This is a genomic window from Streptomyces sparsogenes (genome assembly GCF_001704635.1).
GTDB lineage: Bacteria > Actinomycetota > Actinomycetes > Streptomycetales > Streptomycetaceae > Streptomyces > Streptomyces sparsogenes.
Window position 1 is genome coordinate 1 of sequence record NZ_MAXF01000205.1, and the last position, 23,883, is coordinate 23,883.

Consider the following 23,883-nt stretch of genomic DNA (forward strand, 5'->3'; position numbering starts at 1 on the left):
AGCAGCACCTAGCGCCGCGATGCCCGCCGCCGACTCGGCGTGGCCGATGTTCGACTTCACCGAGCCGATCGGGATGCGCACACCGTCCAGGTTGTGGCCCTGGAAACCGCGCAGCAGTCCGGTGACCTCGACCGGGTCGCCGAGCGAGGTGCCGGTGCGGTGCGCCTCCAGGTAGTCCAGGTCCGCGGGGGTGAGACCGGCCCGGTCCAGGGCCTGGCCGATCAGCACCCCCTGGGCCTTGGGGTTGGGCACGCTGAAGCCCTTGCCGGCCCCGCCGTGGTTGACCGCGGTGGATTTGATCACGGCCAGGATGCGGTCGCCGTCCGCCTCGGCCGCCGAGCGGCGCTTGAGCAGCACCGCGCCGACCCCCTCGGCGGGCACATAGCCGTCGCCGCCCTCGCCGAAGCTGCGGCACCTGCCGTCGCTGGACAGGAAGCCGCCCTTGGCGAGCTGGAGGTACTTCACGGGATGGCTGGAGACATTGACGCCGCCGGCCACCGCCACCTCGCAGTCCCCGTCCCGGATCGCCCGGCAGGCGAGGTGGAGGGCGGTGAGCGAGGACGAGCACATGGTGTCCAGGGCGATGCTCGGCCCGTCGAAGTCGAAGAAGTACGACACCCGGTTGGCCACCGAGGCGTACGAGGACGAGGTGGCCATGCCGACCCCGCGCAGCGCCTCGTCGACCCCGTACAACTGGTAGTGGCCGTACATCAGGCCGACGAACACCCCGGTGCGGACCCGGGACAGCGCGGTCCGGGAGGTGCCCGCGTCCTCCAGCAGGTGCCACACGGTTTGCAGGAAGAGCCGCTCCTGCGGGTCGATGTGGACCGCCTCCACCTGGGACATGCGGAAGAACATCGGGTCGAAGGAGGTGACGTCGGAGAGCCAGCCGCCCCATTTGGCGTAGGTCTTGCCCGGGGCGTCGCGGTCCGGGTCGTAGAACCTGCCGTGGTCCCAGCGGTCCTCGGGGACCTCCTCGACGCAGTCCCGGCCCTCCCGCAGATTGCGCCAGAACTGCCCGAGGTCGTCGGCCTGCGGATAGCGCCCGGCCACGCCGACGATCACGATCTCGTCCTCGGCGGGCGCGCCGCGGTCGGGCGCGATGCGGGCGGTCACGGTGGCGGGCACGGCGGTGGCGGGCACGGCGGTGGCGGGCGCGGCGGTGGCGGGCGCGGCGGTGGCGGGCGCGGCGGTGGCGGGCACGGTGGTGGCGGGCACGGTGGTGGCGGTGGCCGGCGGCCGGGGCTCGTCCGGGCGCTTGGGGCCGACGAGTTGGCGCAGCGCCTCGCCGTGGTGCTCGACCAGGAACCCGGCCAGCTCGGCGACGGTCAGATACTCGAAGAACAGCGTCTTGGACAGCGGGCCGAAGTGGCGCTCCAGTTCCCGGGTGAGACTGAGCACCAGCAGCGAGTCGATGCCGTAGTGCTCGAAGGACTCGTCCGTGGCGATGTCGTCGGCCGCCATCTTCAGCTCGGTCGCCAGCAGCCCGCGCAGGAACTCCTCGGCGGGACCCCGCAGATCGCCGGCCGGCTGCTCCGGGAGTGCCGGTGCCGTCTCCACGGCTTTCCGTGGCGCCGGGTCCGCGGGCTCCCGCCGCAGCGCCTCCTCGATCCGGCCGCGGTCGCCCGCGGTCAGCAGGATGCGGGAGGCCCCGCTCGCCAGCGCGCCTTCCAGCGCGTCGAGGGCGGCCTCGGCCAGCAGCGGTTCCATGCCGAAGGAGCGCCGCATCGCCTGCCGTGCCCCGGCGTCGATGGTCATCCCGCCGTCGCGCCACAGCGACCAGTCCACCGCGAGGCCCCGGCCGGGCCGCCGCCCCAGGTAGTGGGCGAGGAAGCTGTTGGCGAAGGCGTAGTCGGTCTGCCCGACGTTGCCGAACACCGCGGCGGTCGAGCCGAACGCGACGAAGTAGTCGAGCTGGTCGCGCCTGGTCGCCTCGTCCAGCAGGACCAGGCCGCGCACCTTGGGCGCGAGCACCGTGTCGGCGTCCGCCCCGCTCTTGTGCAGCGCCAGCGAGTCCCGCAGCGTCCCGGCCGCGTGCACGACGCCCGCGATGCGTCCGAACCCGCGCCGGGCCTCGCGCACCACCCGCTCGACGTCGTCCCGCACACCGACGTCGGCCCGGAGGTACAGCCAGCCCTCCGGCAGGTCCTCGGCCGGCTCCGAGCGGCCGACCAGCACGACGCCCGCGCCGGGGTGCCGGGCGATCCGGTGGGCGACCAGCCGGGCCAGCTTCCCCGAGCCCCCGGTGACGATGTGCGCCCCGTCCCGGGCCAGCGGTGACGCCCCGGCCGCGGGCAGCGTCAGCGCCCGCCAGCCGCGGACCGTACGCCGTGCCCCGTCGACCCGCAGCTCCGGCTCGGCGCCGCGGAGTTCGGCGAGCACCAGGCGGGCCAGGTCGGCGGCGGACGCGGACGCGGCACCGGGGTGGGCGAGCACGGTCATCCGGACCCCGGGGTGCTCCTGCCCGATCGAGCGCGCGAAGCCGTCCAGCGCGGCGTGTGCCGACCCGGCCGCCCCGGGCTCGTCCCCGTGGACGTACAGATAGCGCAGCGGCCCGCCGCGTCCGGCGATCCGGGCCCGGCACACCTCCAGCGCGGTGTGGAAGCCGCCGCGGAGGGCCTCGTCGAGCCCGCCCCGGGGGGCGAGGTGGACGAGGTGCGAGGCCGGGCCCGGGTCGCCGACGCGGACGCTCAGCCCGGGGGCCAGCCGCAGGAGTTCCTCGCGCAGCTCCGCCGCCCGCCCGTCGCCGGTGTCCAGGACGGCCAGCAGCTCCACCTCGGCGCCGGTGTCGCCCTCGTCGCCCTCGTCGCCCTCGTCGTCAAGTTCTCGCCACACCGGCTCGAAGGCATGCACACCCGGCTCGGGCCGGGACACGGCACGCAGGGTGAACCGCTCGATCCGGGCGACCACGGTGCCGTCCTCGGCGGTCAGCGCGATGTCGAAGACCTGGCCGTCGGCGCCCCGCTGCACCACCGTGACGTGCGCATAACAGACCTCCGGCAGCTCGGCGTGCAGCGTCACGGACCCGATCGAGTAAGGCAGGTGCGGCACCGAGCCGGACACCAGCCAGCCCGCGGTCTGCAACGCGCCGTCCAGCAGCGACGGGTGGAAACGGTGGTCGCCTACGTCGGGGCGGCGCAGCCGGGCCAGGGCCTCGGTGTCGTCGAGCGCCAGCTCCTCGATCACGCGGAAGCTCGGCCCGTACCGGAAGTCCAGGCTCTCGAAGTAGTCATAGGCCTCCTGCCGGCTCCTGGTGCGCGAGCACCGGCTCCGTACGGCGGCCAGGTCGATCCGCTCCGCCGCGGCACCCGCCTCGTCCGCCTCGTCCGCCTGCTCGAACACGAGCGTTCCGCGGGCGTGCGGGTGTTCCCCGGCGATGTCGAACGCGCCGGAAGGGGTCACCACCACGCGCAGGTCGTGGCTCTGCCCGGGGGCGAGGGCGACGGGCGCGGCCCAGACGACGTCGTCGATGCGCCTGACCCGGGCGGCGCCGTGTGCCCGCTCGCCCGCCAGCCGGGCCATTTCCAGATAGACCACGCCGGGCAGGACGCGCTCCTCGCCGACCACGTGATCGGCGAGGAAGAACTCGGCCCCGGTCAACCGCTTGGTGAAGGCGGACTCGCCGAAGGTCGACACGTTCTCGTCCAGCAGCGCGGCCCGACCGCTCCCGGCGATGGATTCCACCCAGTGCCGGGTCCGCTCGAACGGGTAGGCCGGCAGCCCGATCCGCCGGGCGGGCGGCAGCCCGGACCAGTCGACGTCGGCGCCCTCGGCCCACAGCTGGGCCAGCGCCTCCAGGTCGCGCTCGGCGCACAGCGCCCGTACGTACTCCCGCCAGGCGGCGCCGCGCGAGGCCGCGTCGCGCCGCGGTCCGGCGGGCACCCGGCCGGTCAGCGCCCCGGGCCCGGTCCGGCCCTCGGCGTGGGCGTCCAGGTGGTCGAGCAGTTCGGCGTGGCCGCGGGCGACGAAGGCGAGCCGGTGTTCCATCGGCTCGCGGCCGGTGCGCAGGGTGTGGGCGACATCGGCCGGGGCGGGCCGCTCGGCGCGGACGTACGCGGCCAGCCGCCGCGCCTGCTCCCGCAGCGCGCGTGCGGTCCTGGCGGACAGCACGAACAGCTGCCCCTGCCCGTCGTCCGTACCGGCCGGGGCGGGCTCCGCCTCCTCGACCACCACGTGCGCGTTGGCGCCACCGAAGCCGAAGGAGCTCACCCCCGCCCGGCGGGGCAGCGCGGTGCCGTCCGCGGCCACGGGGGCCGCCCAGGGGCGGGTGGAGTCCACGATCTCGAAGGGGCTGCCGGACAGCTCCAGATACGGGTTGGGCTCGTGGAAGTGGAGGCTGGCCGGGAGGGTGCGGTGGCGCAGCGCGAGAACGACCTTCAGCAGCCCGGCGATGCCCGCGGCGGCCTCCAGGTGGCCGATGTTGGTCTTCACCGAGCCGATCCCGCAGCGCGGCCCGCCGGCCTCCGCGCCCGGCCCGGCACCGGTCCCGGCGTCCCCCGACAGCTCGGCGAACGCCTGATTCAGGGCGCCGAACTCGATCGGGTCGCCCAGGGCCGTCCCGGTGCCGTGCGCCTCGATGTAGCCGACCGTCCGGGGGTCGATGCCCGCCGCCCGGTACGCCTCGATCAGCAGCTCGGTCTGCGCGTTGGGGTTCGGGGAGGTGAGCGAGGTGGTGCGGCCCCCGTGGCCGACGGCGGTCGCCTTGATCACGGCGGCCACCGGGTCGCCGTCCCGGCGGGCCGCCGCGTGGTCGCGCAGCACCACGACGCCCACGCCCTCACCGCGCACATAGCCGTTGGCCGCGGCGTCGAACGCCTTGCAGCGCCCGTCCTCGCTGAGCATCTCGCCCTGGCTGAGCGCCGCGTAGAGACCGGGGTCCAGGATCAGGCTGACCCCGCCCGCGATCGCCAGGTCGCAGGTGCCGTCGCGCAGCGCGGCGACCGCCTGGTGCACGGCGGTCAGCGAGCTCGAGCAGGCGGTGTCCACCGCCACGCTGGGGCCGCGCAGGTCGAGGAGGTAGGAGATCCGGTTGGGGATGATCGACTGGGCGGCGCCGGTGAGGGTGTGCGCGTCGACCGCTCGCCCGGCGGCCCGCTGGACCTCGGGATAGTCGGAGTTGGTGGTGCCGATGAAGACCCCGACCCGCTTGCCCGCGAGGTCCGAGGCCCGGTAGCCCGCGTCCTCGATCGCCGACCAGACCACCTCCAGCAGCAGCCGCTGCTGGGGGTCCATCAGCTCGGCCTCACGGGGCGAGATGGAGAAGAAGGCCGCGTCGAAGCGGTCCACGCCGGTGAGGAATCCGCCCCAGCGCGAGCGGGACTCGCCCGCGTGCGCCCGCCAGTCCCACCGGTCGGCGGGGATCTCGCCGACCAGGTCCCGGCCCTGCTCCAGGTGGTCCCAGAATTCCGCCAGGTCGGCCGAGCCGGGGAGCCGGCCGGCCATGCCGACGATCGCGATGTCCCCGGCCCCGCCGGGGCGCCCGGGAGCCGCCCGCTCGGGCGCCGGCCGTACGGTCACCTCGGCGCCCCGGGCCCGGCCCGCGTCCGGGTGGGCCTCCGGGTAGACCTCCGGGTGGGCCTCCGCGCCCGGGTCGTACGCGGCGGGGTCCGCGGTGCCGCCGCCGGCCAGGTGGGCGGCCACCGCGGTGAGCGTCGGGAAGCGGTAGAACAGCGTCGGCAGCACCTCGATCCCGTACCGCTCGCCGATCCGCGTGCTGAGCGCGGTGAAGCTGACGGAGTTCATCCCCAGCTCACCGAGGGGGGCGTCGGGGCGCACCTGTGACACGTCGACGGCGAGGATGTCGGCGACCATCGCGGCCAGCTCGTCGGTGCCGACCGCCGGACGCCGCGCGGGGGCGGACGCCGCGCGCAGCTCGTCCAGGGGCGCTTGGGTCAGCCTGACCCGGTCCACCTTCCCGTTGAGGGTCTGCGGCAGCGCCGGCAGCGCCACGAGGGCGTCCGGGAGGAGGTGTGCGGGCAGGTGTACGGCGAGCGCGTCCCGCGACGGCACGGTGGCGCCGTCCTCCAGCACCAGGAACGCGTACAGGACGTTCTCGCCGCCGACCCGGCGCGCCACCACGACGGCCTCGCGCACCCCCGGCCGGCCGCGCAGCACCGACTCGACCTCGCCCGGCTCCACCCGGAAGCCGCGCACCTTCACCTGGGCGTCGAGCCTGCCCAGATACTCGACGCGGCCGTCGGGGAGGGCCCGCACCAGGTCTCCGGTGCGGTAGCGGCGGTCGCCCTCCACGGTGACGAACCGCTGGGCGGTCAGCTCCGGGCGGCCCAGGTAGCCGGTGGCCAGCCCCGTGCCCCCGATGTACAGCTCGCCGGGAACGCCGGCCGGCACCGGCCTGCCGTGGGTGTCGAGGATGTGGAGCCGGGTGTTGTCGATCGGGTGGCCGATGGTGACCCGGTCGCCGGGGGCCAGCCGGCAGACGGTGGACCAGATGGTGGTCTCGGTCGGCCCGAACATGTTCCACACCTGGCCGGCGCGGGCGAGCAGTTCCTCGGCGGTGTCCTGATCGAGCGCCTCGCCGCCGCACAGGACCTTCAGCCCGCTGTTCCCCCGCCATCCGGCGGCGAGCAGCATCTTCCAGGTGGCGGGGGTGGCCTGGACGACCGTGGCCCGGCCGGCCTCCAGCAGGCGGCGCAGCAGCACGCCGTCCCGGGCGATGCGGGTGGGCACGATCTCCACCCGGCCGCCGGTGATCAGCGGCAGGAACAGCTCCAGCGCGGCGATGTCGAAGCAGACGGTGGTGAGGGCCAGCAGGTGGTCGTCGGCCGTGAGCCCCGGCTCTTCGGCCATCGACAGCAGGAGGTTGGCCAGGGCCCGGTGCGGGACCTGGACGCCCTTGGGGCGGCCGGTGGAACCCGAGGTGTAGATGACGTACGCGGGGTCGTCGGGGGTGGCGGCGGATCCCCCCGGCCGGCCGTCCACGGCCGGGGAGGGATCGTCCTCCACCGCGTCGAGCAGCAGGACTTCGGCGCCGAGGTCGGCCCGCGCCGAGGACTGGGTGACCAGCAGGCGCAGCCCGGCGTCCTCGGCCATGTAGCGCAGCCGCTCGGCGGGGTAGTCCGGGTCGAGCGGTACGTACGCGCCGCCGGCCGCGAGCACCCCGAGCAGGGCCACCAGCATGTCGTGGGAGCGGTGGACCAGCACGCCGACGGTGCTGCCGGGGGCGACTCCGCGCCGCCTGAGCCGGCCGGCCAGCCGCTCGACGCGCTCCATCAGCTGCCGGTAGGTCAGCTCGGTGTCCGGGTCGGACACCGCGACGGCGTCGGGGGTCCGGCGGGCCTGCTCGGCGAGCAGCTCGGGCAGGGTGCGGTCGTCGCGCACGGCCCGGCGGCCGACCAGAGGTGCCTGGTGGGCCGTGGCGCGCTCGCCGCCGGCCCGCCGGGTCAGCCGGGCGAGGGGGGCGTCCGGCTCGGCCAGCGCCGCGTCGAGCAGCCGGGCGAACCGCTCGCCGAGCCGGCGCACGGTGTCCTCGTCGAACAGGTCCGGGTTGTACTTGAGGCAGTACCGGGCGCCCTCGGGCTCCTCGACCACCTCCAGGGTGATGTCGAACTCACCTTCCTGGTGCACCCCGGGGAACACTCCGGCCACCGGGGCGGTGTCGCCGCCGTCCTTGACCCAGTTCTGGAAGTAGAACGCGGTGTCGAACAGACGGCCCGGGGCGCGGAGTTCCTGCGCCAGCGTCAGCAGCGGGTAGTCGCTGTGCTCCAGGGCCTCGACGACGGTGTCCCGCACGCCGCGCAGCAGGGTCCTGAAGTCACGCTGGGGGTCCAGGTCGTGCTTGAGCACGACCATGTTCATGAAGTAGCCGAGAACACCGGCGTACCGGGGTGACGGGCGCCCGGCGACGGGCGTGCCGACCAGGACCCGGTCGCCGGGGGCGTAGCCGTGCAGCAGCATGACGTAGGCGGCGAGCAGCACGCAGAACAGCGAGGTGCCCTCGTCGTCGGCCAGCCGCCCGGCCGCCTCGACCGGGCCCGCCTCCAGGCGGCCTTCGAGGGAGGCCCCCTGGTAGCTGGGCACGACGGGGCGCGGGCGGTCCAGCGGGAGGCGCAGCGCGGGCAGTTCCCCGGCCAGCTGCCGCAGCCAGTAGTCGCGCAGCCGCCCGCCGCGCTCCGAGGCCAGCAGGTCCCGCTGTTCGCGTACGAAGTCGGCGAAGGTCGCCTCGGGCGCGCCGGCCGGCGGGGACTGCCGGTAGAACGCGGACAGCTCGCGCAGGAAGACCGGGATGGACACGCCGTCGAAGACGATGTGGTGGAAGGTGAGCAGCAGCACGTGGCGGCTGTCGGCCAGGCCGAACAGCGTGGCCCGCAGCAGCGGCCCGGCGGCGAGGTCGAAGGGCTCCCGTACGCAGGCCAGGGCCGCCTCGCGCACCGCGTTCACGTCGCTGGTGTCCAGCCGCCGCTCGGTGAACGCGAGCTCCCCGTCCGGGTCCACCACCTGCCGCTCGCCGACCACGCGGGCCCGTAGCTGGGGGTGGCGGTCGACCATGGACCGCAGCGCCGCGCGCAGGGCGGCCACGTCGACGTCCGGGTCCAGCCAGAAGGCGAGGGGCAGGTTGTAGGCGTAGTTGCCCGGTGCGGTCCGTGCGATGACGCTCAGCGCCCGCTGGCCCACCGAGAGCGGGAAGGACACCGGTTCCCGCCGGTGGACCGGCTCCTTCGGCGCGGGGGGCGCCGCGGCCGGGGCGGCTCCGTTCGCCCCGTTCTCCGCCTTCTCCCCGAGGTGGTCGACCAGGTCGCGCAGGGTGGGATGCCGGAGGAGGTCGCCCAGCCGTACCCGGACCCCCAGATCCTCTTCGATCACTCCGGCGATCCGCATGCCGCTCAGGGAGTCGAAGCCGTACTCGGACAGCGGACGGTCCGGGTCGAGCGGCTGATCCAGCTTCAGCGCCGCCTCGAAGATCGCGGCGAGCCGGGGCAGCAGCGGGGCGGCGGTGGTGTCCGTGGCGGTGTCGGTGGCGGTGTCCGCGACGATGGCGGTGGCGGTGGCGGACACCGGTCGTGCGGCCGCGGCGGACACGGCCGGGGCGGTGGGGGGCGCGGGGCGGACGCCGTTCTCACCGATGATCACGTGCTGGCCCAGCCGGGGGCCGCGGTCCAGCACCAGCGTGTCCGTGAAGCCCTCCTCGACCAGCAGCCGCTGCCAGGTGCCCGCGTGGGTCAGGGGCGCGTCCTTGATGCGCAGCTCGCCGTCGGCGAAGGCCCACCAGCCGTCCAGCACCCCGCCGGTGACGGTGATGCCGGCGCGGATCGCGGTCAGCTCGTTGAGCACCAGCCAGCCGCCCGGGCGCAGCAGCTCACGCGCCTTGCGCAGGGTCGCGCGGAGGTCGGAGGTGGCGTGCACCACGTTGGTGGCCACCACGACATCCACGCTGCCCGGCTCGAACCCCTGCCCGGCCAGGTCCAGTTCCAGATTCAGGGTGCGGAAGCGGGTGAACGGGTAGGCCGCGCCGAACCGGCGCTCCGCGCTGTCCAGGAACTCCGGCGAGATGTCGGTGAAGACGTACTCGACCCGGTCGGCGTGTGCGGACAGGGCCGGCAGCACCCGGTCGGTGGTCGCCCCGGTGCCGGCCCCGAACTCGACCAGGCGCAGCCGCTGCCCGGCGCCGAGCGCGGGCAGGGCGGCGCGCGCGTGCTCGGCCACCGCCCGGGCGACCAGCTCGTTGAAGGAGTCGGTGAGCGGATTGCCCCGGTAGAAGTCCTGGACCAGGTCCATCGAGGCGCCCGGGAACATGATCTCGGTGGCGACGACCTCGCCGCGCAGCACCTCCGGGTAGCTGCGCAGGAACAGCCGGGTCAGCGTCACGGTGGCCGCGATGTCGGGGTGGTCGGCGGCGATCCGGTCGAACTCGCCGTCCCGGCGGTGCGGGTCGCTCTCGTCCGGGGCGGACACCACCTCGACCTCGTCGCCCCGGACGGTGAGGTGTCCGGCGTCGGCGAGGATGTTCAGCAGGGCCGCGTGCAGCCGGTGGTACTTGGGCACGATGCCGAGCCGGTCGGCGAGGCCGGACACGGTGTGCCGCTCGCCCGGCCGCAGCAGGGCGCCCATCCGCTGGTAGACGCCGAGCAGCGCGGACTCGCACAGCGCGGTCAGCCGCTGGTAGCCGGCCACCACCGCGTCGGCGCCCGCGCCGGCCGGGGCCGGCCGGCCGATCCGCTCGGCCAGGGCCGACCTGCGCAGCCCCATCGCCTCAAGGGCCCGCCGGTCCGCGCGGATCGGCATGACCTGCACGAGGGGGCCGGCCAGCACCCGCTCCAGGGCGTCGAGCCCTTCGCGTACGGAGAACTCGGCGACGCCGGTGTTCCGGAAGATCTGCTCCAGGCCGGGCTGGGCGCCGGATCCGATCCGGCCCCAGTAGCCCCAGTTGATCACCCGTACGGGATGGGGGCGCCGGGTGGCGAGCAGCCGCCCGTAGGCGTCCTGGAAGGCGCTGGCGGCCACGTAGGCGGCGTTGCCCGCGGCGCTGACGAACGAGCCCACGGAGCTGAAGAACGCCAGGAAGTCCAGGGGTTCGCCGGCCACGGCGGCGGCCAGCGCCAGCGAGCCGTCGACCTTGGCGGCGATCGCGGCCCGCAGCTCGGGCTCGGTGAGTTCGGCGATGGTGCTGGTGTTGAACGTCATCGCGGCGTGGAACACGCCGTGCAGCGCGCCGAACCGCCGCTTGGTCTCCGCCACGGCCTCGCGCAGCGCGGCCGGGTCCGCGACGTCCGCGCGCAGGTGCAGCAGCCGGCCGCCGGCCTCCCGCACCCGCCGTGCGGTCTCCCGCTGTTCGGGGCCCAGCTCGCCGCGGCTGAGCCACACCAGGTTGGCGCCGTGGCGCGACGCGAGGTCCTCGGAGAGGGCCTGGCCGATGCCGCCGGTCCCGCCGACGACCAGGTAGGTGCCGCCGGTGCGGTAGGGGGAGCGCTCGGGCGCGGGCAGGGGGGCCGCGACCAGCCGCCGTACGTGCCGGCGGCCGGCGCGTACCAGCACGGCCTGGCCGGCCGGGTGCGGGGGCTCGGCGAGCACCGCGGCGAGCGCCTGCTCGGGGTCGGTGTCCGAGACGTCCACGCAGGTGATGTCGAGGCCGGGGCACTCGGCGGCCATCACCTGGGCGAAGCCCAGGATCCCGGCCGCGTGCGGGTTGTCCTCGTGCGCGCCCGCGGTGACGACGGTGAGCCGGCCCCGGGTGGCGCGGGTGCGGAACAGCGTGAGCACGCCGTCCCGCAACACGCCGTCCCGCAGCGCCCCGTCGGAGGTGTCCGGGCGCCGGGTGCCGCCGAGGTGGTAGAGGTGGTCGACCGGCTGGGCGAGCAGGGCCGCGGGGTCGTCCCGGTCCAGCCGGAACAGCCGGGCCCCGGGGTGGTGGCGCAGCAGCGCCCGCGCCAGGGCGTCGGGCTCGCCGGGGGTCAGCACCGCCACCCGGTGCGGCTCGGCGGCGGGGGGTGCGGGGGCCGTCTGGTCCTCGGGGCACCAGATCGGCTCGTAGTAGCCCAGTTCGGGGACGTTCGGCGGTACGGGCGGCCGGTCGTCGGGCGCGGGCTCCGGGTGGCCCACCGCTGCGGTGGGGGTCCCGTCGGCGGCACGCGCCGGGGCCGGCGCGGGCGCGGGGGCCGGTCCGTCGTGGCCGGGCGGGAGCGGGATCCAGTAGCGCTTGCGGGCGAAGGGGTAGGTGGGCAGGCCGATCCGGCGGGCGCCGGTGTCGGGCCAGTCGGCGGGGGCGCCCTCGGTCCACAGCCGTGCCGCGGTGCGCAGGTCTTCCTCGGCCAGGGCGCGCGCCAGCCGGTCCCCGGCGTCCCGGTCCAGCGATCGGCGGGTGCGGCTCGCGTCGTTCAGCTCGACGTCGGCCGGTTCGCCCGCCGCGACCGCCCGCAGCAGTTCGCGCACCCGGTCCAGGCCGGTCGCGGGGAACGCCAGCCGGACGTCCAGCTCTTCCCGGCCGACCCGCAGCGTGTGGGCGACGTCGGCCAGGGCCGGGGCCGCTTCGTCGCCCCCCTCGCCCGCCAGGTCGCGCAGCGACATCTCCCCGGAGACGGTGTGGTCGAGCCCCAGTCGCTCGCTCAGCGCGACCAGTTCGGCCGCGCCGAACCCGTGGTCCACCAGGTCCAGGTCGAGGTCCAGGTCCTCCGGGCGCACCCGGAGCACCTCGGCGGCCGCCCGGGCGCACTCCGCGAGGGAGGCGCCCGAGGTCGGCCGCCGGCCGAGGAAGTCGGCCAGCTCGCCCGCGTAGGCCCGCAGCCGCTCCTCCGTGAGCGCGGAGAGCACGATCAGTTCGGCGTGCCCGCCGTCCCGGGTACGGGGTCTGGTGTCCCGGTACTCCTCCACGACGAGATGCGCGTTCGCCCCGCCGCCGCCGAAGGAGCTGATTCCGGCGCGGCGCGGGATCTCCACCTCCCGGCCGTCGCGGTCGCGCAGTACGGGACGGGTCCAGGGTTCGGCCTCCTGCTGCACCCGGAACGGCGTCTTCGACAGGTCGATGTCCGGGTTCAGCTCGGCCGAGTGCAGTGAGGGCGGAAGGACCCCGTGCTTCAGCTGCATCAGGACCTTGGTCAGGGCGGCGATGCCCGCGGCTGATTCCAGATGGCCGATATTCGACTTGAGGGAGCCAATGGCGCAGCCTTCACCGCCCGCACCGGGTACGGCACCGCTTTCGTCGCGGAAGGCCTCCCGCAGCCCGGCGATCTCGATCGGATCGCCCAGCGGAGTTCCCGTACCGTGCGCCTCCACGTAGGTGACGGTCCGGGGGTCGACTCTCCCCCGTCGCATCGCCGCGCGGATCACCTCGGCCTGGGCCGTCGGGTTGGGCACGGTGTAACCGCTGGTTCTTCCGCCGGCGTTGATCGCCGAACCCTTCAAAACCGCATAGATTCGGTCACCGTCGGCTTCCGCCGCGCTCAGCGGCTTGAGCAGAACGGCGCCCACGCCCTCGCCGTCCACGAATCCATCGGCGCCCGCGCCGAAGCTGCGGCATTGGTCACCGTGCGAAATCATCTGGCGGTCCGCCAGCATCCGCAGATGCATCGGGTGCAGGATCAGGTTCACCCCGCCGGCCACCGCCACCCGGCACTCTCCGCGCCGCAGGCTTTCACAGGCCAGATGCACGGCGGTGAGCGAGGCAGAACAGGCGCTGTCCACCGTCAGGCTCGGTCCGCGCAGATCGAGCACATACGACACCCGGTTGGCGATCGACCAGTGCGCGGAGCGCGCGTTGGTGTGCACCCCGAACGCGCTGCTCTGCCCGGCCAGCCATTCGTAGTCGTTGTTCATGACGCCGGCGAAGACGCCCACCGGATTGCCCGCGCCGAGCCCGCGGGGCCGATATCCCGCGTCCTCGATGGTCGCCCACACCGTCTCCAGGAACAGCCGCTCCTGCGGGTCCATCTCCTCGGCGTCCGACGGCGAGATCTGAAACAGCAGCGGGTCGAACTTGTCGACGTCGTCCAGCCAGCCGCCCCACTTGCTGTAGCTGCGCCCGTCCCGGCCGTCGGGGTGGTAGTGCTCCTCGGCCCGCCATCGGTCGGCGGGCACCTCACGGACGCAGTTGCGGCCTTCGACGACGTTGCTCCACAGCTCGTCCGGGGTCGTCGCCGAGGGATACCGCCCGGCCAGGCCGATGACCGCGATGTCCTCGCGCTCCGCCGTGGCCCCGGGCGCCGCGCGTTCCTGTACGGATGCCAGCAGTTTCAGAAGAAGAGCACGCTTGTCGTCCATAGGCCTTTGTCTCGTGGTCACAGCGACTCATGGCTGGAACGTTTATGACGGCACACTCAAAGCGCTGCTCCGCGCGGCGGCACAGCGAAAGAAGAATTATTCGTTAAACGCGCAATAAAAGTCGGATGACTTCAGCCCTGCCCCCGTCGGCATCACTGTCCGCGAACTACTCTCAGTAGCCGCTCCCCGTCAGTTTGCTTCGCCGTTGCAACGTAACATCGAACATCAACACGCGGCAACCATCTATCGACCAGCGGTTTCTGATTCGCCTTCAGCGCAAACGCCCCATGTCCGCTTCTATCTCCTATCCACCCCAACCGCTATCCGATTCACCCTCACCGCACGGAGAAACAAACAGGTTGTCAAGGGTGCCCAGCGGTCGGCAGTCCACCGGCATTCGCCCCGAATGCCGTCTGGCGCGCCCAGAAGGCGCGTGATAGGGTCCGAGGCCGACGGGCCGATATGAGAAAATGGCGCCGCATTTGTGAGTCATCGCACACGGGGGCCAGGTGGCGATTTCCGGAATGGCGCACTTACGATCCGTCTGCCGCTGGGCATCGAGTCTTTCCGGCCCCTCCCCCATGCCGACGACGAGACCTGCCCGGGTTGCTGTCCGTTCGATCCACTGGTGAACCGCACTCGCGGAGGTATGTGGTGAGCAAGGAAGAGCCGACCCCTCGGCTGGCCGTACTGGGGGCCGGTGTCATGGGCACCAGCATCACGACCCTGGCCCTGATCCACGGCGTCCCCGTCGTCCTGGTCGAGAGCGACCCCGAGAAGCGGGCGGGGGCCCGCGCCAGGGTCGAGCGCGAGCTGCGGACGGCCCAGCTCCTCGGCGCCCGGCCCGACATACCCGAGGGGGAACTGGTGATCAGCGCCTCGGCAGCCGACTGCCGGGGCGCTGATGTGGTGATCGAGGCGATCACCGAGGAGTCCGGCCTGAAGGTCAAGGCGCTCACCGAGGTCGACGCGGCCGTCGGCGCGGACACCGCGCTGGTCACCAACACCTCCTCCATCCCGGTGGACGAGCTCGCGGAAGCGCTGCCGCACCCCGGGAACCTGCTCGGGGTGCACTTCATGAACCCCTCCTACCTGATCCGCACGGTCGAGGTGATCCGCGGCTCCCGCACCGGCGAGCGGGCCCTGGCCTCGGTCGAGCGGCTGCTCACCGCGCTCGGCCGGCGCGGTGTCCGGGTCGGCGACGGCCCCGGGTTCGTCACCAGCCGGGTACTGCACCGCATGATCAACGACGCGGCCCGGGTGGTCCAGGAGGGACGGGCCACCGCCGAGGACGTCGACACGCTGATGCAGGAGTGCCTGGGACACCGCACCGGGCCGCTGCGCACCGCCGACCTGATCGGCATCGACAACCTGGTGGACTCCCTGAAGGTGCTGCACGAGCGCACCGGCGACGAGGGGTGCCGCCCCTGCGAGCTGCTCCTGCGGAAGGTGGCCGACGGCGAGCTGGGCCGCAAGAGCGGGCGCGGCTTCTACACCTACGCGGTCGGCCTCTGATGGCCGGCCAGCTCCAGCTCACCGACGAGCTCCAGGACTACGTCCGGCACATGTCGCTGCGCGACGACGACATCCTGCGCGACCTGCGCGAGGAGACGGCGGGAATGCCGATGCTCCAGGCGATGCTCGTCCTGCCGGAGGAGGCGCAGCTGCTCGCCCTGCTGGTGCGGCTGACCGGCGCGTACCGGGTCCTGGAGGTCGGCACCTTCACCGGCTACAGCAGTCTGTGCATGGCGCGCGCCCTGCCGCCCGGCGGCACCGTGGTCACCTGCGACATCAGCGAGCGCTGGACCGCCGTCGCGGCCCGCTACTGGGAGCGGGCCGGGGTCGCCGACCGGATCGACCAGCGGCTCGGGGACGCGGCCGACACCCTCGACCAGCTGAAGTCCCAGTCGGGCGGGGACAGTTTCGACCTGGCCTTCATCGACGCGGACAAGACCAACTACCTCCGGTACTACGAGCAGTCCCTGGAGCTGGTGCGCCCGGGCGGGCTGCTGGTGCTGGACAACACGCTGTTCTTCGGCAGGGTCGTCGATCCGGACGCCCAGGATCCGGACACCGTGGCCATCCGCGAACTCAACACCCGGTTGCGCGACGACGAGCGGGTGGAGATCTCCATGCTGCCCGTCGCCGACGGCCTCACTCTCGTCCACAAGAAACCTGGGAGGAAGCAGAGATGAGCAACCCCACCGCCGACCGTCAGCTCACGGCGGAAGGAGTCGCGGCCGAGTTGCAGAAGTTCCTGCGGGAGCGCACCAAGACCGACTGGGAGCCGGACACCGATCTGTTCGCCTCCGGGAGCGTCTCGTCCATGTTCGCGATGGAACTGGTGGTCCACGTCGAGCAGACCTTCAAGGTCGCCATCGCCGGACCGGACCTGAAGATCGACAACTTTCGTACGGTGAACGCCATGACCGCCCTCGTCCTGCGTCTGGCCCGGGCAGATGACACCGCGTGAGGAACTGGCCGCGCTGCTGAGCGAGGAGGTCGGGGACCGGGCCGGCGGCTGGGACCTGGCGGGTGCCATCCCGCTGGAGACCCTCCGCCGGCTCGGCACCGAGGGCGTGCTGTGCGCGGAGGTCCCCGCCGAGTTCGGCGGGCGGGGCCTGTCCGGCCTGGACAACGGCGAACTCACCGCCCACGCCGGGACGCTGTGCAGCTCGCTGCGGTCCGTGATGACCTCACAGGGCATGGCGGCCTGGACCATCCAGCGGTTCGGCACCCGGGAGCAGCGTGCGAAGGAGCTCGCCGCCCTCACCCGGGGCGACCTCGCCGCGGTGGCGTTCAGCGAACCGCAGGCCGGCAGCGACCTCTCGGCGATCGCCACCACGGTCGTGGACGACGGCGACTCGGTGGTCCTCAACGGACACAAGGTGTGGTCGACCGCGTCCGCCTACGCCGATGTGCTGGTGGTGTTCGGCCGCTACCAGGACGGCGCGGCCGCGGTGCTGGTGCCCACCCGGGCGCCCGGAGTCACCGTACGGCCCGTCCCGCAGCCACTCGGCTGTCGTGCGGCCGGCCACGCCGACGTACTCCTGGACGATGTGCGCCTGCCCGCCACGCGGGTGCTCTCGGGAGCGAGCGTGTCGCTCGGCCTGCTCACCACCATCGCGCTCACCTACGGCCGGCTGTCGGTGGCCTGGGGCTGCGTCGGCATCATCCGCGCCTGCCTGACGGCCGCCGCCACCCACGCCCGCGCGCGCGAGCAGTTCGGCAAGCCCCTGGCCGAACACCAGCTCGTCGCCCGCCACCTGGCCGAGATGTACGTGGCGGAGCAGACCGCGACCCGGCTGTGCGAGCACGCCTCCGGCTGCTGGGACAGCCGTTCCGCCGAGCTGAGCGGCGCGTCGGTGCTCGCCAAGCACGCCGCCGCGGGCCACGCGGCGCACGCCGCCTCCGCCGCGGTGCAGATCCTGGCCTCGGCGGGGTCGGTGGACGGCGGGACGGTGGCCCGGGCGTACCGGGACGCCAAGCTGATGCAGATCATCGAGGGCAGCGAGGAGATCTGTCAGCTCATCCTCGCGGAGCGCGCTCTGGAGAGGGTGACATGACCATCGGAACCGAAACCGCGGGGACCGTCGGCCTGGGGGCGGTGTACTGCCTGCTGCCGGAAGAACGGGTGGCCGTCGAGGACCTGCCGGAGCTGGACCTGCTCGGCGACGAGGAGCTGAAGTTCGCCGAGCAGGCGGGCATCCGGACGGTCGGGGTGTTCCCCGACACCGAACCCACCGAACTCGCCGCCCGCGCCTGCCGGGAGCTGATCGCCGCCCATCCCACCACCCCCGACCTCGTCCTGCACATCGGCTCGCGGGCGCCGGACGTCCTGATCGGCTCGGACGCCGGGAAGATCTCCCACCTCGCCGGGCTGACCGGCACCTTTCCGTTCACCATCGACGGCCTGGGCTGCGCCGGCTCCTCGGCCGCCTGGGGGCTGGGCCGCGATCTGATCCTCGGCGACCCCGCCCGGCAGAGCGTGCTGATCACCTACGGCAGCCGGCCCACCGCCGCCGCCCGGGTCCGCCGCCCGGTCACGGTGATCGGGGACGGGGCCTTCGCCATGACCCTGGTCCGGGGCGGCCGCCCGGTGCTCAAGGCCCACCGGATGGAGGCCGACGGCTCCTTCCACGACCTGTTCAAGGTCGAGTACAAGGACCGGCCCTGGTCCCAGTGGCGCGAGGAGTGCGCCGACAACGACCGCTACTCCTTCGAGCTCGCCATGCAGAGCCGTACCCGCCTCGGCCCGCTGGTCGACCAGGTCCTCGCCGACGCGGGCGTCGGCAAGGGCGAGGTGGCCACCATGCTGATGCAGAACGTCACCGCCAGCGCGTTCGACTTCTGGCACGCCACGCTGGGCGTGCCGATCCACCCGGTCTGCGCGGCACACCTGGCCGAGCTGGGCCACCTCGGCCCGATGGACGTCGTGCTCAACCTCGACCGCCTGCTGGCCACCGGGGAGCTGAATCCGGGCGACCACGTCCTGGTGATCAGCAACAGCCCGGTCGCCGCCTGGACCGTAACCCTGTGGGAAGTGTGAACCGGGAGGGATGGACCACGTGACCGAGCAGCACCCCACCGTCAAGTGCCTGGTCTGGGACCTGGACAACACCCTGTGGCGCGGCACCCTGCTGGAGGGCGACGAGGTCGAGATCCCGCCCGCGATCAGGGACGTCGTGGTCGAACTCGACTCACGCGGCATCCTCCAGTCGGTCGCCAGCCGCAACGACCACACCCACGCCTGGGAGCGGCTGGAGAAGCTCGGGCTCGCCGAGTACTTCGTCCTTCCGCGGATCGGCTGGGGGGCGAAGTCCGCCTCCGTCCGGGCCATCGCCGACGAGCTGAACTTCGCGCCGTCGGCCGTCGCCTTCATCGACGACCAGCCGACCGAGCGGGCGGAGGTCGAGTTCCACCTCCCCGACGTGCGCTGCTACCCGGCCGAGGACGCGCTGTCCCTGCCCACCCGCCCGGAGTTCAGCCCGACCGTGGTCACCCACGACGCCCGCCGCCGCCGGGAGATGTACCAGGCGGGCTTCCGCCGGGAGGCCGAGCGCTCCGAGCACAGCGGCACCGACGAGGAGTTCCTGCGCTCCCTGTCCCTGGAGCTGCGCATCGAGCACGCGGGTGACGAGGAGATCTCCCGCGTCGAGGAGCTCACCCTGCGCACCAGCCAGATGAACGCCACCGGCGTCCACTACTCCGACGCGGACCTGCGCTCCCTCATCGAGGACGAGCGGCACGAGGTGCTGGTCGCCTCCCTCACCGACCGCTTCGGCCCGCACGGCGCCATCGGCGTCATCCTCCTCGAGCGGCGCCCCGACGCCCACCACATCAAGCTGCTCGCCACCTCCTGCCGCGTGGTGTCCTTCGGTGTGGGGGCGGCCCTGCTGCGCTGGCTCACCGACGAGGCCGCCCGCGCCGGCACCGCCCTCACCGCGGCCTTCCGCCGCACCGAACGCAACCGGATGATGGAGGTCGCCTACCGCTTCGCGGGCTTCGAGGACGCGCCCGGCCGGCCGGACCCGGCGGAGGACGGCGTCCAGACCCTCCTCCTCAAGCCCTCCCGCCAGTCCGCGCCGCCCCACCTCAAGGTGGTCGCCCCGCGCCTGTTCTCCCCCGGGCGCGAACTGGTCGAGTGGGGCGCGGCCGACGGCTGACCCGACCACCGGCCGGCGATGTCTCCAGGAGGAGCGGGCCGGGTTCGCCGACATCGTCGACGAACCCGGCCCGCTTGCTGTAGGGGGTGTCTCCCCGATCTCTGTGACGGTGACATCAGCGGCTGCCGCCGCGGGGCCCGCGGCGTCAGGGGGCACCGCCCAGCGGTAGCTGGGGGCGCGTGCGATCGCAAGGCGGAGGGTCGCCCTCGTAGTGGGCCTACTCGGGCGGGCCCGACAACGCAGCGAGAGGGGGCACCTCCCAGCGGTAGCTGGGGGAGCGTGCCAGGCGTCGCGGGCCCGCAGAGATCGGGGAGACACCCCCTAGGTCAGGCCTGGCCGGTGCGGCGGGCGGCCGCGCGCTGGGCCCGCCGGGAGGTCCGGGTGGTGTCCTGCTGCGCCGGGGACTCCTCCACCAGGCCGAGGACGATGGCCAGGTGCTCGGAGAAGGAACGGATCGTGGGGTACTCCACGAACGCGGACGCGTCCACCTGCTCGCCCAGCGCGTCGCCGAGGTGGGCGGTCACGTCGATCAGGATGAGCGAGTCCAGACCCATGTCGAACAGATTGCGGTCGGTCTCCGGGAGCCCGCCCGCCTCCCCGCCCAGCACCGTGGCGATCTTCCGCTGTACGAACTCGGTGATGATGTCGACACGTTCGTGGCCGACAGCCGCGGCGAGCCGCTCGGGCAGGGCGTCGGGCGCCGGTGTGCGCCGCGCGGCGCGGTGTTCCGGTTCGATCCAGTGGCGCGTGCGCTCGAACGGGTAGTGCGGCAGCGGGACACGGCAGCGCTGCTCGCCGTCGTAGAACGCCTCCCAGTCGACGTCGGCTCCCGCGGTCCACACCGTCGCCAGGTCGTGTGCGGTGCGGTGCAGGCCCAGGGAAGCGGTGCCGTCGGGCTGGAGGCGCAGCAGCAGGGCGCCCGTGGGGGTGTCGGAGGGCGTCGGCGGTACGCCGGTCCAGGTGGCCGGGTCCTCCTCGACCAGGCGCAGGGCCTCCGGGACGGTCAGCTCGCCGGCCAGGCAGGCGGCGACGAGCCGGGCCACCGGGCCGCCGGTCACGGCGGCGGGCCGCACACCCCACGCGGTGAACAGGCGGGCGGCGGCCAGCTGGGCGACCAGGGCCGCCGCCGCGTCGTCCGAGCCCAGCAGCGCTTCGGCGGCCGTTCCGTCCGTGCCGGTCACCGCCTGGATCTCCGTGCGGTAGGCGGGCAGTTCGCGCAGCAGCGCCACGGCGTGGGCGCCGCCGTCCCCGAGCCGGTCGGCCACACCGTAGACCACGTCGGGGCGGTCGCCCACCAGCTCCCCGGTGATCAGCTGCTCGCGGTCCGCGAGGGCGAGGGCGAGGGCTGCCTCGCGCAGGTCGGAGCAGACCACGGCGCAGCGATGGCGATGGGCACGGCGGCCGACGCCGAGGGTCTTGGCCACGTCGGCGGGCGAGAGTTCCGGATGCTTCCGCAGGTGCCGGGCCAGGTCGGCCATGGCCCGCTGGAGGGCCTGCGGTGAGCGGGCCGAGAGCACCAGGAGCTCGGCCGGGCGGGGCTCGGACGGCGCCGGGCGGGCCGGCGGCGCCTCCAGGACGACGTGCGCGTTGGTGCCGCCGATCCCGAACGCGCTGACGCCGGCGCGGCGCGGCGCGCCGTCGGTGGCGGGCCAGTCGGAGAGTTCGGTGGCGACGTGGAACGGCCCCGCGTCGAAGTCGATGTCCGGGTTGGGCGACTCGAAGTTCAGGCTGGGGACCAGCTCGGCGTGGCGCAGCATCAGCGAGGTCTTGATCAGGCCCGCCATGCCCGCGGCGACGTCGAGGTGGCCGATGTTGGTCTTCACCGAGCCGATCGCGCAGCGGCCGACCCCCTCGGTGTCCTCGGTGAACACGGTGTTGAGCGCGGTCACCTCGATGGGGTCGCCGAGCGGTGTGCCCGTGCCGTGCGCCTCGACGTATCCGATGGTGTGCGGCGGGCAGTCGGCGATCTCCTGGGCGTCGCGGATGACGGCCGCCTGGCCCTCGACGGTCGGAGCGGTGTAACCAGCCTTCGCCGCGCCGTCGTTGTTGACGGCGGTGCCCTTGATGACCGCGTGGATGAAGTCGCCGTCATCGAGGGCGTCGCGGAGCCGCTTGAGGACCACCACGCCGACGCCGTCCCCGACGATGGTGCCCTGCGCCTTGGCGTCGAAGGCGCGGCAGTGCCCGTCCGGGGAGAGGATCATGCCTTCCTGGTAGCGGTACCCCTTCCGCTGGGGCACCTTGATGTGCACCGCCCCGGCCAGTGCCGCGTCGCAGTCGCCGCTGATCAGGCTGAGGCAGGCGGTGTGCACGGCGACCAGTGAGGTGGAGCACGCGGTGTTGATGCTGAGACTGGGGCCCCGCAGGTCCAGCTTGTAGGACACCCGGGTGGCCAGGAAGTCCTTGTCGTTGGCCAGCATCAGCCGGTAGTCGTCGAGGGTGGAGGCGTCGCGGTAGCGGTCGTGGAGGTTGTTGAGCAGGTAGGTGTTCAGGCCGGCGCCCGCGTACACGCCGATGGTGCCGTCGTAGGCGCCGGGGTCGTATCCGGCGTCCTCCAGCGCTTCCAGGGCGCATTCGAGGAACTGCCGTTGCTGCGGGTCGAGTATCTCCGCCTCGTCCGCGGTGACCCGGAAGAGGTCGGCGTCGAACGTGTCGATGTCGGGCAGCAGCTGGGCGGCCTTGACATAGTTCGGGTCATTGATGAGCTGTGGATCCACGCCCGCGGCGAGCAGTTCCTCGTCGGACAGGAAGGTCGTCGACTCCACGCCCTCCCGCAGATTGCGCCAGAAGGCCTCCACGGACGGAGCGCCCGGCAGGCGGCACGCCATGCCGACGATGGCGATATCGGTTTCCCTGATGTCGTGCTGGTCCATCTCTGCCTCCTTCAGGCGAGCTTTATTCCCATACGGGTGGCCGTCGCGCGCATGTCGAGGAAACTGCGGGCCACGAAGTGGGCCGCGTTCTCGTCTCCATGGAGTTCCCTGAAGATCTCGACCAGCGCCGGCTCGTGCACCCGCGGGTCCTCATCGCCCCGGGCGATGTCGAAGATGATGTCCTGGAGACGCTGCTCGAGGTCCGGCAGATTCGCCGCGCGCGGGAACTTGATGCTGTAGGTGGAGCGGTCGTAGTTCTTGTTCTTCTTCACCGCGCGCAGGTAACTGGAGGCGTTCAGCTTGTAGAACATGCAGCCCCAGTTCTTGAACGAGTAGTAGTTCAGCAGGGGATACAGGGTGCAGTGGGTCTCCAGCGGCGAGGACTGGTACAGCCCCTTCTCCTTCAGTTCCCGCACCATCTGGTCGGGGTCGTAGTCGTAGCGCATCGCGATGAACGGGAAGACGACCTTCGGAAGTTCCTCGTCGGTGGCGAACAGCACGTCCTCCAGTTCCTCCCCGAAGAGCCGGCCGGTCAGCTCGCGGCCGAACGTCTCGTAGAAACCGCGCACGATCTCCCGGACGTTGGACTCCATGGTGAGGATCTGCTGCGGGTCCGCGCACAGGGCGATGTACGGGATCTTGTTGCGGATCGCGCAGAGGATGGCCCGGATCACGAAGAACGTGCGACAGGACACGCACGGCAGTTTCTCGTCGAGATACTCTCCGGGCTTCTGCGGCGCGGGCCGGTTGAAGACGTCGCGCATCATCGTCGTGATGCCGGCCTCGTCCGAGTCCAGCACGAAATGCGCGGGGATCTTCTCCTTCGCCAGCTTGATGTTGTCGGCGGCGTGCTCGCTCTCGAAGGGGATGTCGAAGGTATAGGCAAGGACCCGCTTGCCGTATTCGTTGACGAACTTGTCCAGCATGTATGTGCTGTCCTTGCCGCCGCTGTACATGAACAGGCAGTCGAACTCGCCGTCGCGGTTGGGGCCGGCGGCGGTGAACTCCTCGAAGACCCGGTTGGTGTAGGTGAAGTTCTCCAGCAGCTCATCGGCCACTTCGAGGTTGCACAGGTTGCAGGTCCCGTTCTCGTCCAGGGTGATGCCGGGGTGGCCCTCTTGCAGAGAGCACACGGCGCAGTGGGCCATGGTCCTTCCCTTCACGGATGGGCGTACGCGGAATGACACGGGCGGAATGACGTGTGTCTCAGGTGGCGGTGGGGCCCGTTCCCCTCGTGGTGCGCCTGCGGCGCAGCCGTTCCAGCGACTCGCGCCGGGCCCGGGTCGGCCGGGCCGCGGCGGCCGGCCGTTCGCCGCCCCGCCGTGCGGCCAGGTGGCGGGCCATCTCGCCGACGGTGGGGTAGCGGAACACGTCGACGCGGGTGACCGACGGATCCAGCGTGTCCCGCAACTCCTTGACCACGTGCATCATCAAGAGGGAATTGCCGCCCAGGTCGAAGAAGTTGTCACGCGGGCCGACCAGGGGCACGCCGAGCACCCGGCGCCAGACGGCGGCGACCGCCCGCTCGGTGTCGGTGGTGAGCGCGGCCGGGCGCTCCGGCCCGGCCTGGACCGGGGCGGGCAGGGCCTTGCGGTCGACCTTGCCGTTGTGGGTGAGCGGCACCTCGTCCAGGACGA

General features: G+C 72.9%; 10 protein-coding genes. 6 read left to right on the forward strand and 4 right to left on the reverse strand.

Features of this window, described 5'->3' with window-relative positions:
- Positions 1–13,707 (reverse strand): non-ribosomal peptide synthetase (locus BBH68_RS36485; RefSeq protein ID WP_141713138.1); only part of this gene is annotated, 13,707 nt, incomplete at its 3' end.
- A gap of 654 nt (positions 13,708–14,361) precedes the next feature.
- Between BBH68_RS36485 and BBH68_RS36490 the strand changes: the two genes are divergently transcribed.
- From BBH68_RS36490 to BBH68_RS36515, 6 genes are read left to right on the forward strand one after another with little or no spacing between them, the layout of a single operon-like run.
- Complete coding sequence (locus BBH68_RS36490) at positions 14,362–15,222, forward strand: 3-hydroxyacyl-CoA dehydrogenase family protein (RefSeq protein ID WP_065968175.1); 861 nt, start codon at positions 14,362–14,364, stop codon at positions 15,220–15,222.
- Positions 15,222–15,902 carry an O-methyltransferase gene (locus tag BBH68_RS36495; protein ID WP_065968176.1) on the forward strand — a complete coding sequence of 227 codons (681 nt, stop codon included), beginning with the start codon at positions 15,222–15,224 and terminating at the stop codon, positions 15,900–15,902. The genes BBH68_RS36490 and BBH68_RS36495 overlap by 1 nt, the downstream gene beginning before the upstream one ends.
- Positions 15,899–16,180 carry an acyl carrier protein gene (locus BBH68_RS36500; protein ID WP_065968177.1) on the forward strand — a complete coding sequence of 94 codons (282 nt, stop codon included), beginning with the start codon at positions 15,899–15,901 and terminating at the stop codon, positions 16,178–16,180. The genes BBH68_RS36495 and BBH68_RS36500 overlap by 4 nt, the downstream gene beginning before the upstream one ends.
- Positions 16,167–17,273, forward strand: coding sequence for an acyl-CoA dehydrogenase family protein (locus tag BBH68_RS36505; protein WP_065968179.1), 1,107 nt, complete (start codon positions 16,167–16,169; stop codon positions 17,271–17,273). The genes BBH68_RS36500 and BBH68_RS36505 overlap by 14 nt, the downstream gene beginning before the upstream one ends.
- The gene (locus tag BBH68_RS36510; protein WP_065968181.1) at positions 17,270–18,256 is read left to right on the forward strand and encodes a 3-oxoacyl-[acyl-carrier-protein] synthase III C-terminal domain-containing protein; all 987 of its coding nucleotides are present in this window, start codon (positions 17,270–17,272) and stop codon (positions 18,254–18,256) included. The genes BBH68_RS36505 and BBH68_RS36510 overlap by 4 nt, the downstream gene beginning before the upstream one ends.
- A gap of 10 nt (positions 18,257–18,266) precedes the next feature.
- Complete coding sequence (locus BBH68_RS36515) at positions 18,267–19,373, forward strand: HAD-IIIC family phosphatase (RefSeq protein ID WP_065968182.1); 1,107 nt, start codon at positions 18,267–18,269, stop codon at positions 19,371–19,373.
- 326 nt (positions 19,374–19,699) lie between these two features.
- Here the strand turns inward: BBH68_RS36515 and BBH68_RS36520 are convergent, their stop codons facing one another.
- From BBH68_RS36520 to BBH68_RS36530, 3 genes are all read right to left on the reverse strand, one after another.
- The gene (locus BBH68_RS36520) at positions 19,700–22,246 is read right to left on the reverse strand and encodes a type I polyketide synthase (RefSeq protein WP_065968186.1); all 2,547 of its coding nucleotides are present in this window, start codon (positions 22,244–22,246) and stop codon (positions 19,700–19,702) included.
- An 11-nt stretch (positions 22,247–22,257) separates the two neighbouring features.
- Positions 22,258–23,394 (reverse strand): adenine nucleotide alpha hydrolase family protein, encoded by a 1,137-nt coding sequence (locus tag BBH68_RS36525; RefSeq protein WP_065968188.1) that lies wholly within the window; start codon positions 23,392–23,394, stop codon positions 22,258–22,260.
- Between the two features lie 58 nt (positions 23,395–23,452).
- On the reverse strand, positions 23,453–23,883 hold a 431-nt coding region (locus BBH68_RS36530), incomplete at its 5' end, for a phosphopantetheine-binding protein (RefSeq protein ID WP_245738481.1).

Coding starts and splice junctions, on each gene's coding strand:
- BBH68_RS36495 (WP_065968176.1), top strand. CDS start 15,222: ATGGCCGGCCAGCTCCAGCTCACCGACGAGCTCCAGGACTACGTCCGG.
- BBH68_RS36500 (WP_065968177.1), top strand. CDS start 15,899: ATGAGCAACCCCACCGCCGACCGTCAGCTCACGGCGGAAGGAGTCGCG.
- BBH68_RS36505 (WP_065968179.1), top strand. CDS start 16,167: ATGACACCGCGTGAGGAACTGGCCGCGCTGCTGAGCGAGGAGGTCGGG.
- BBH68_RS36510 (WP_065968181.1), top strand. CDS start 17,270: ATGACCATCGGAACCGAAACCGCGGGGACCGTCGGCCTGGGGGCGGTG.
- BBH68_RS36515 (WP_065968182.1), top strand. CDS start 18,267: ATGGACCACGTGACCGAGCAGCACCCCACCGTCAAGTGCCTGGTCTGG.
- BBH68_RS36520 (WP_065968186.1), bottom strand. CDS start 22,246: ATGGACCAGCACGACATCAGGGAAACCGATATCGCCATCGTCGGCATG.
- BBH68_RS36525 (WP_065968188.1), bottom strand. CDS start 23,394: ATGGCCCACTGCGCCGTGTGCTCTCTGCAAGAGGGCCACCCCGGCATC.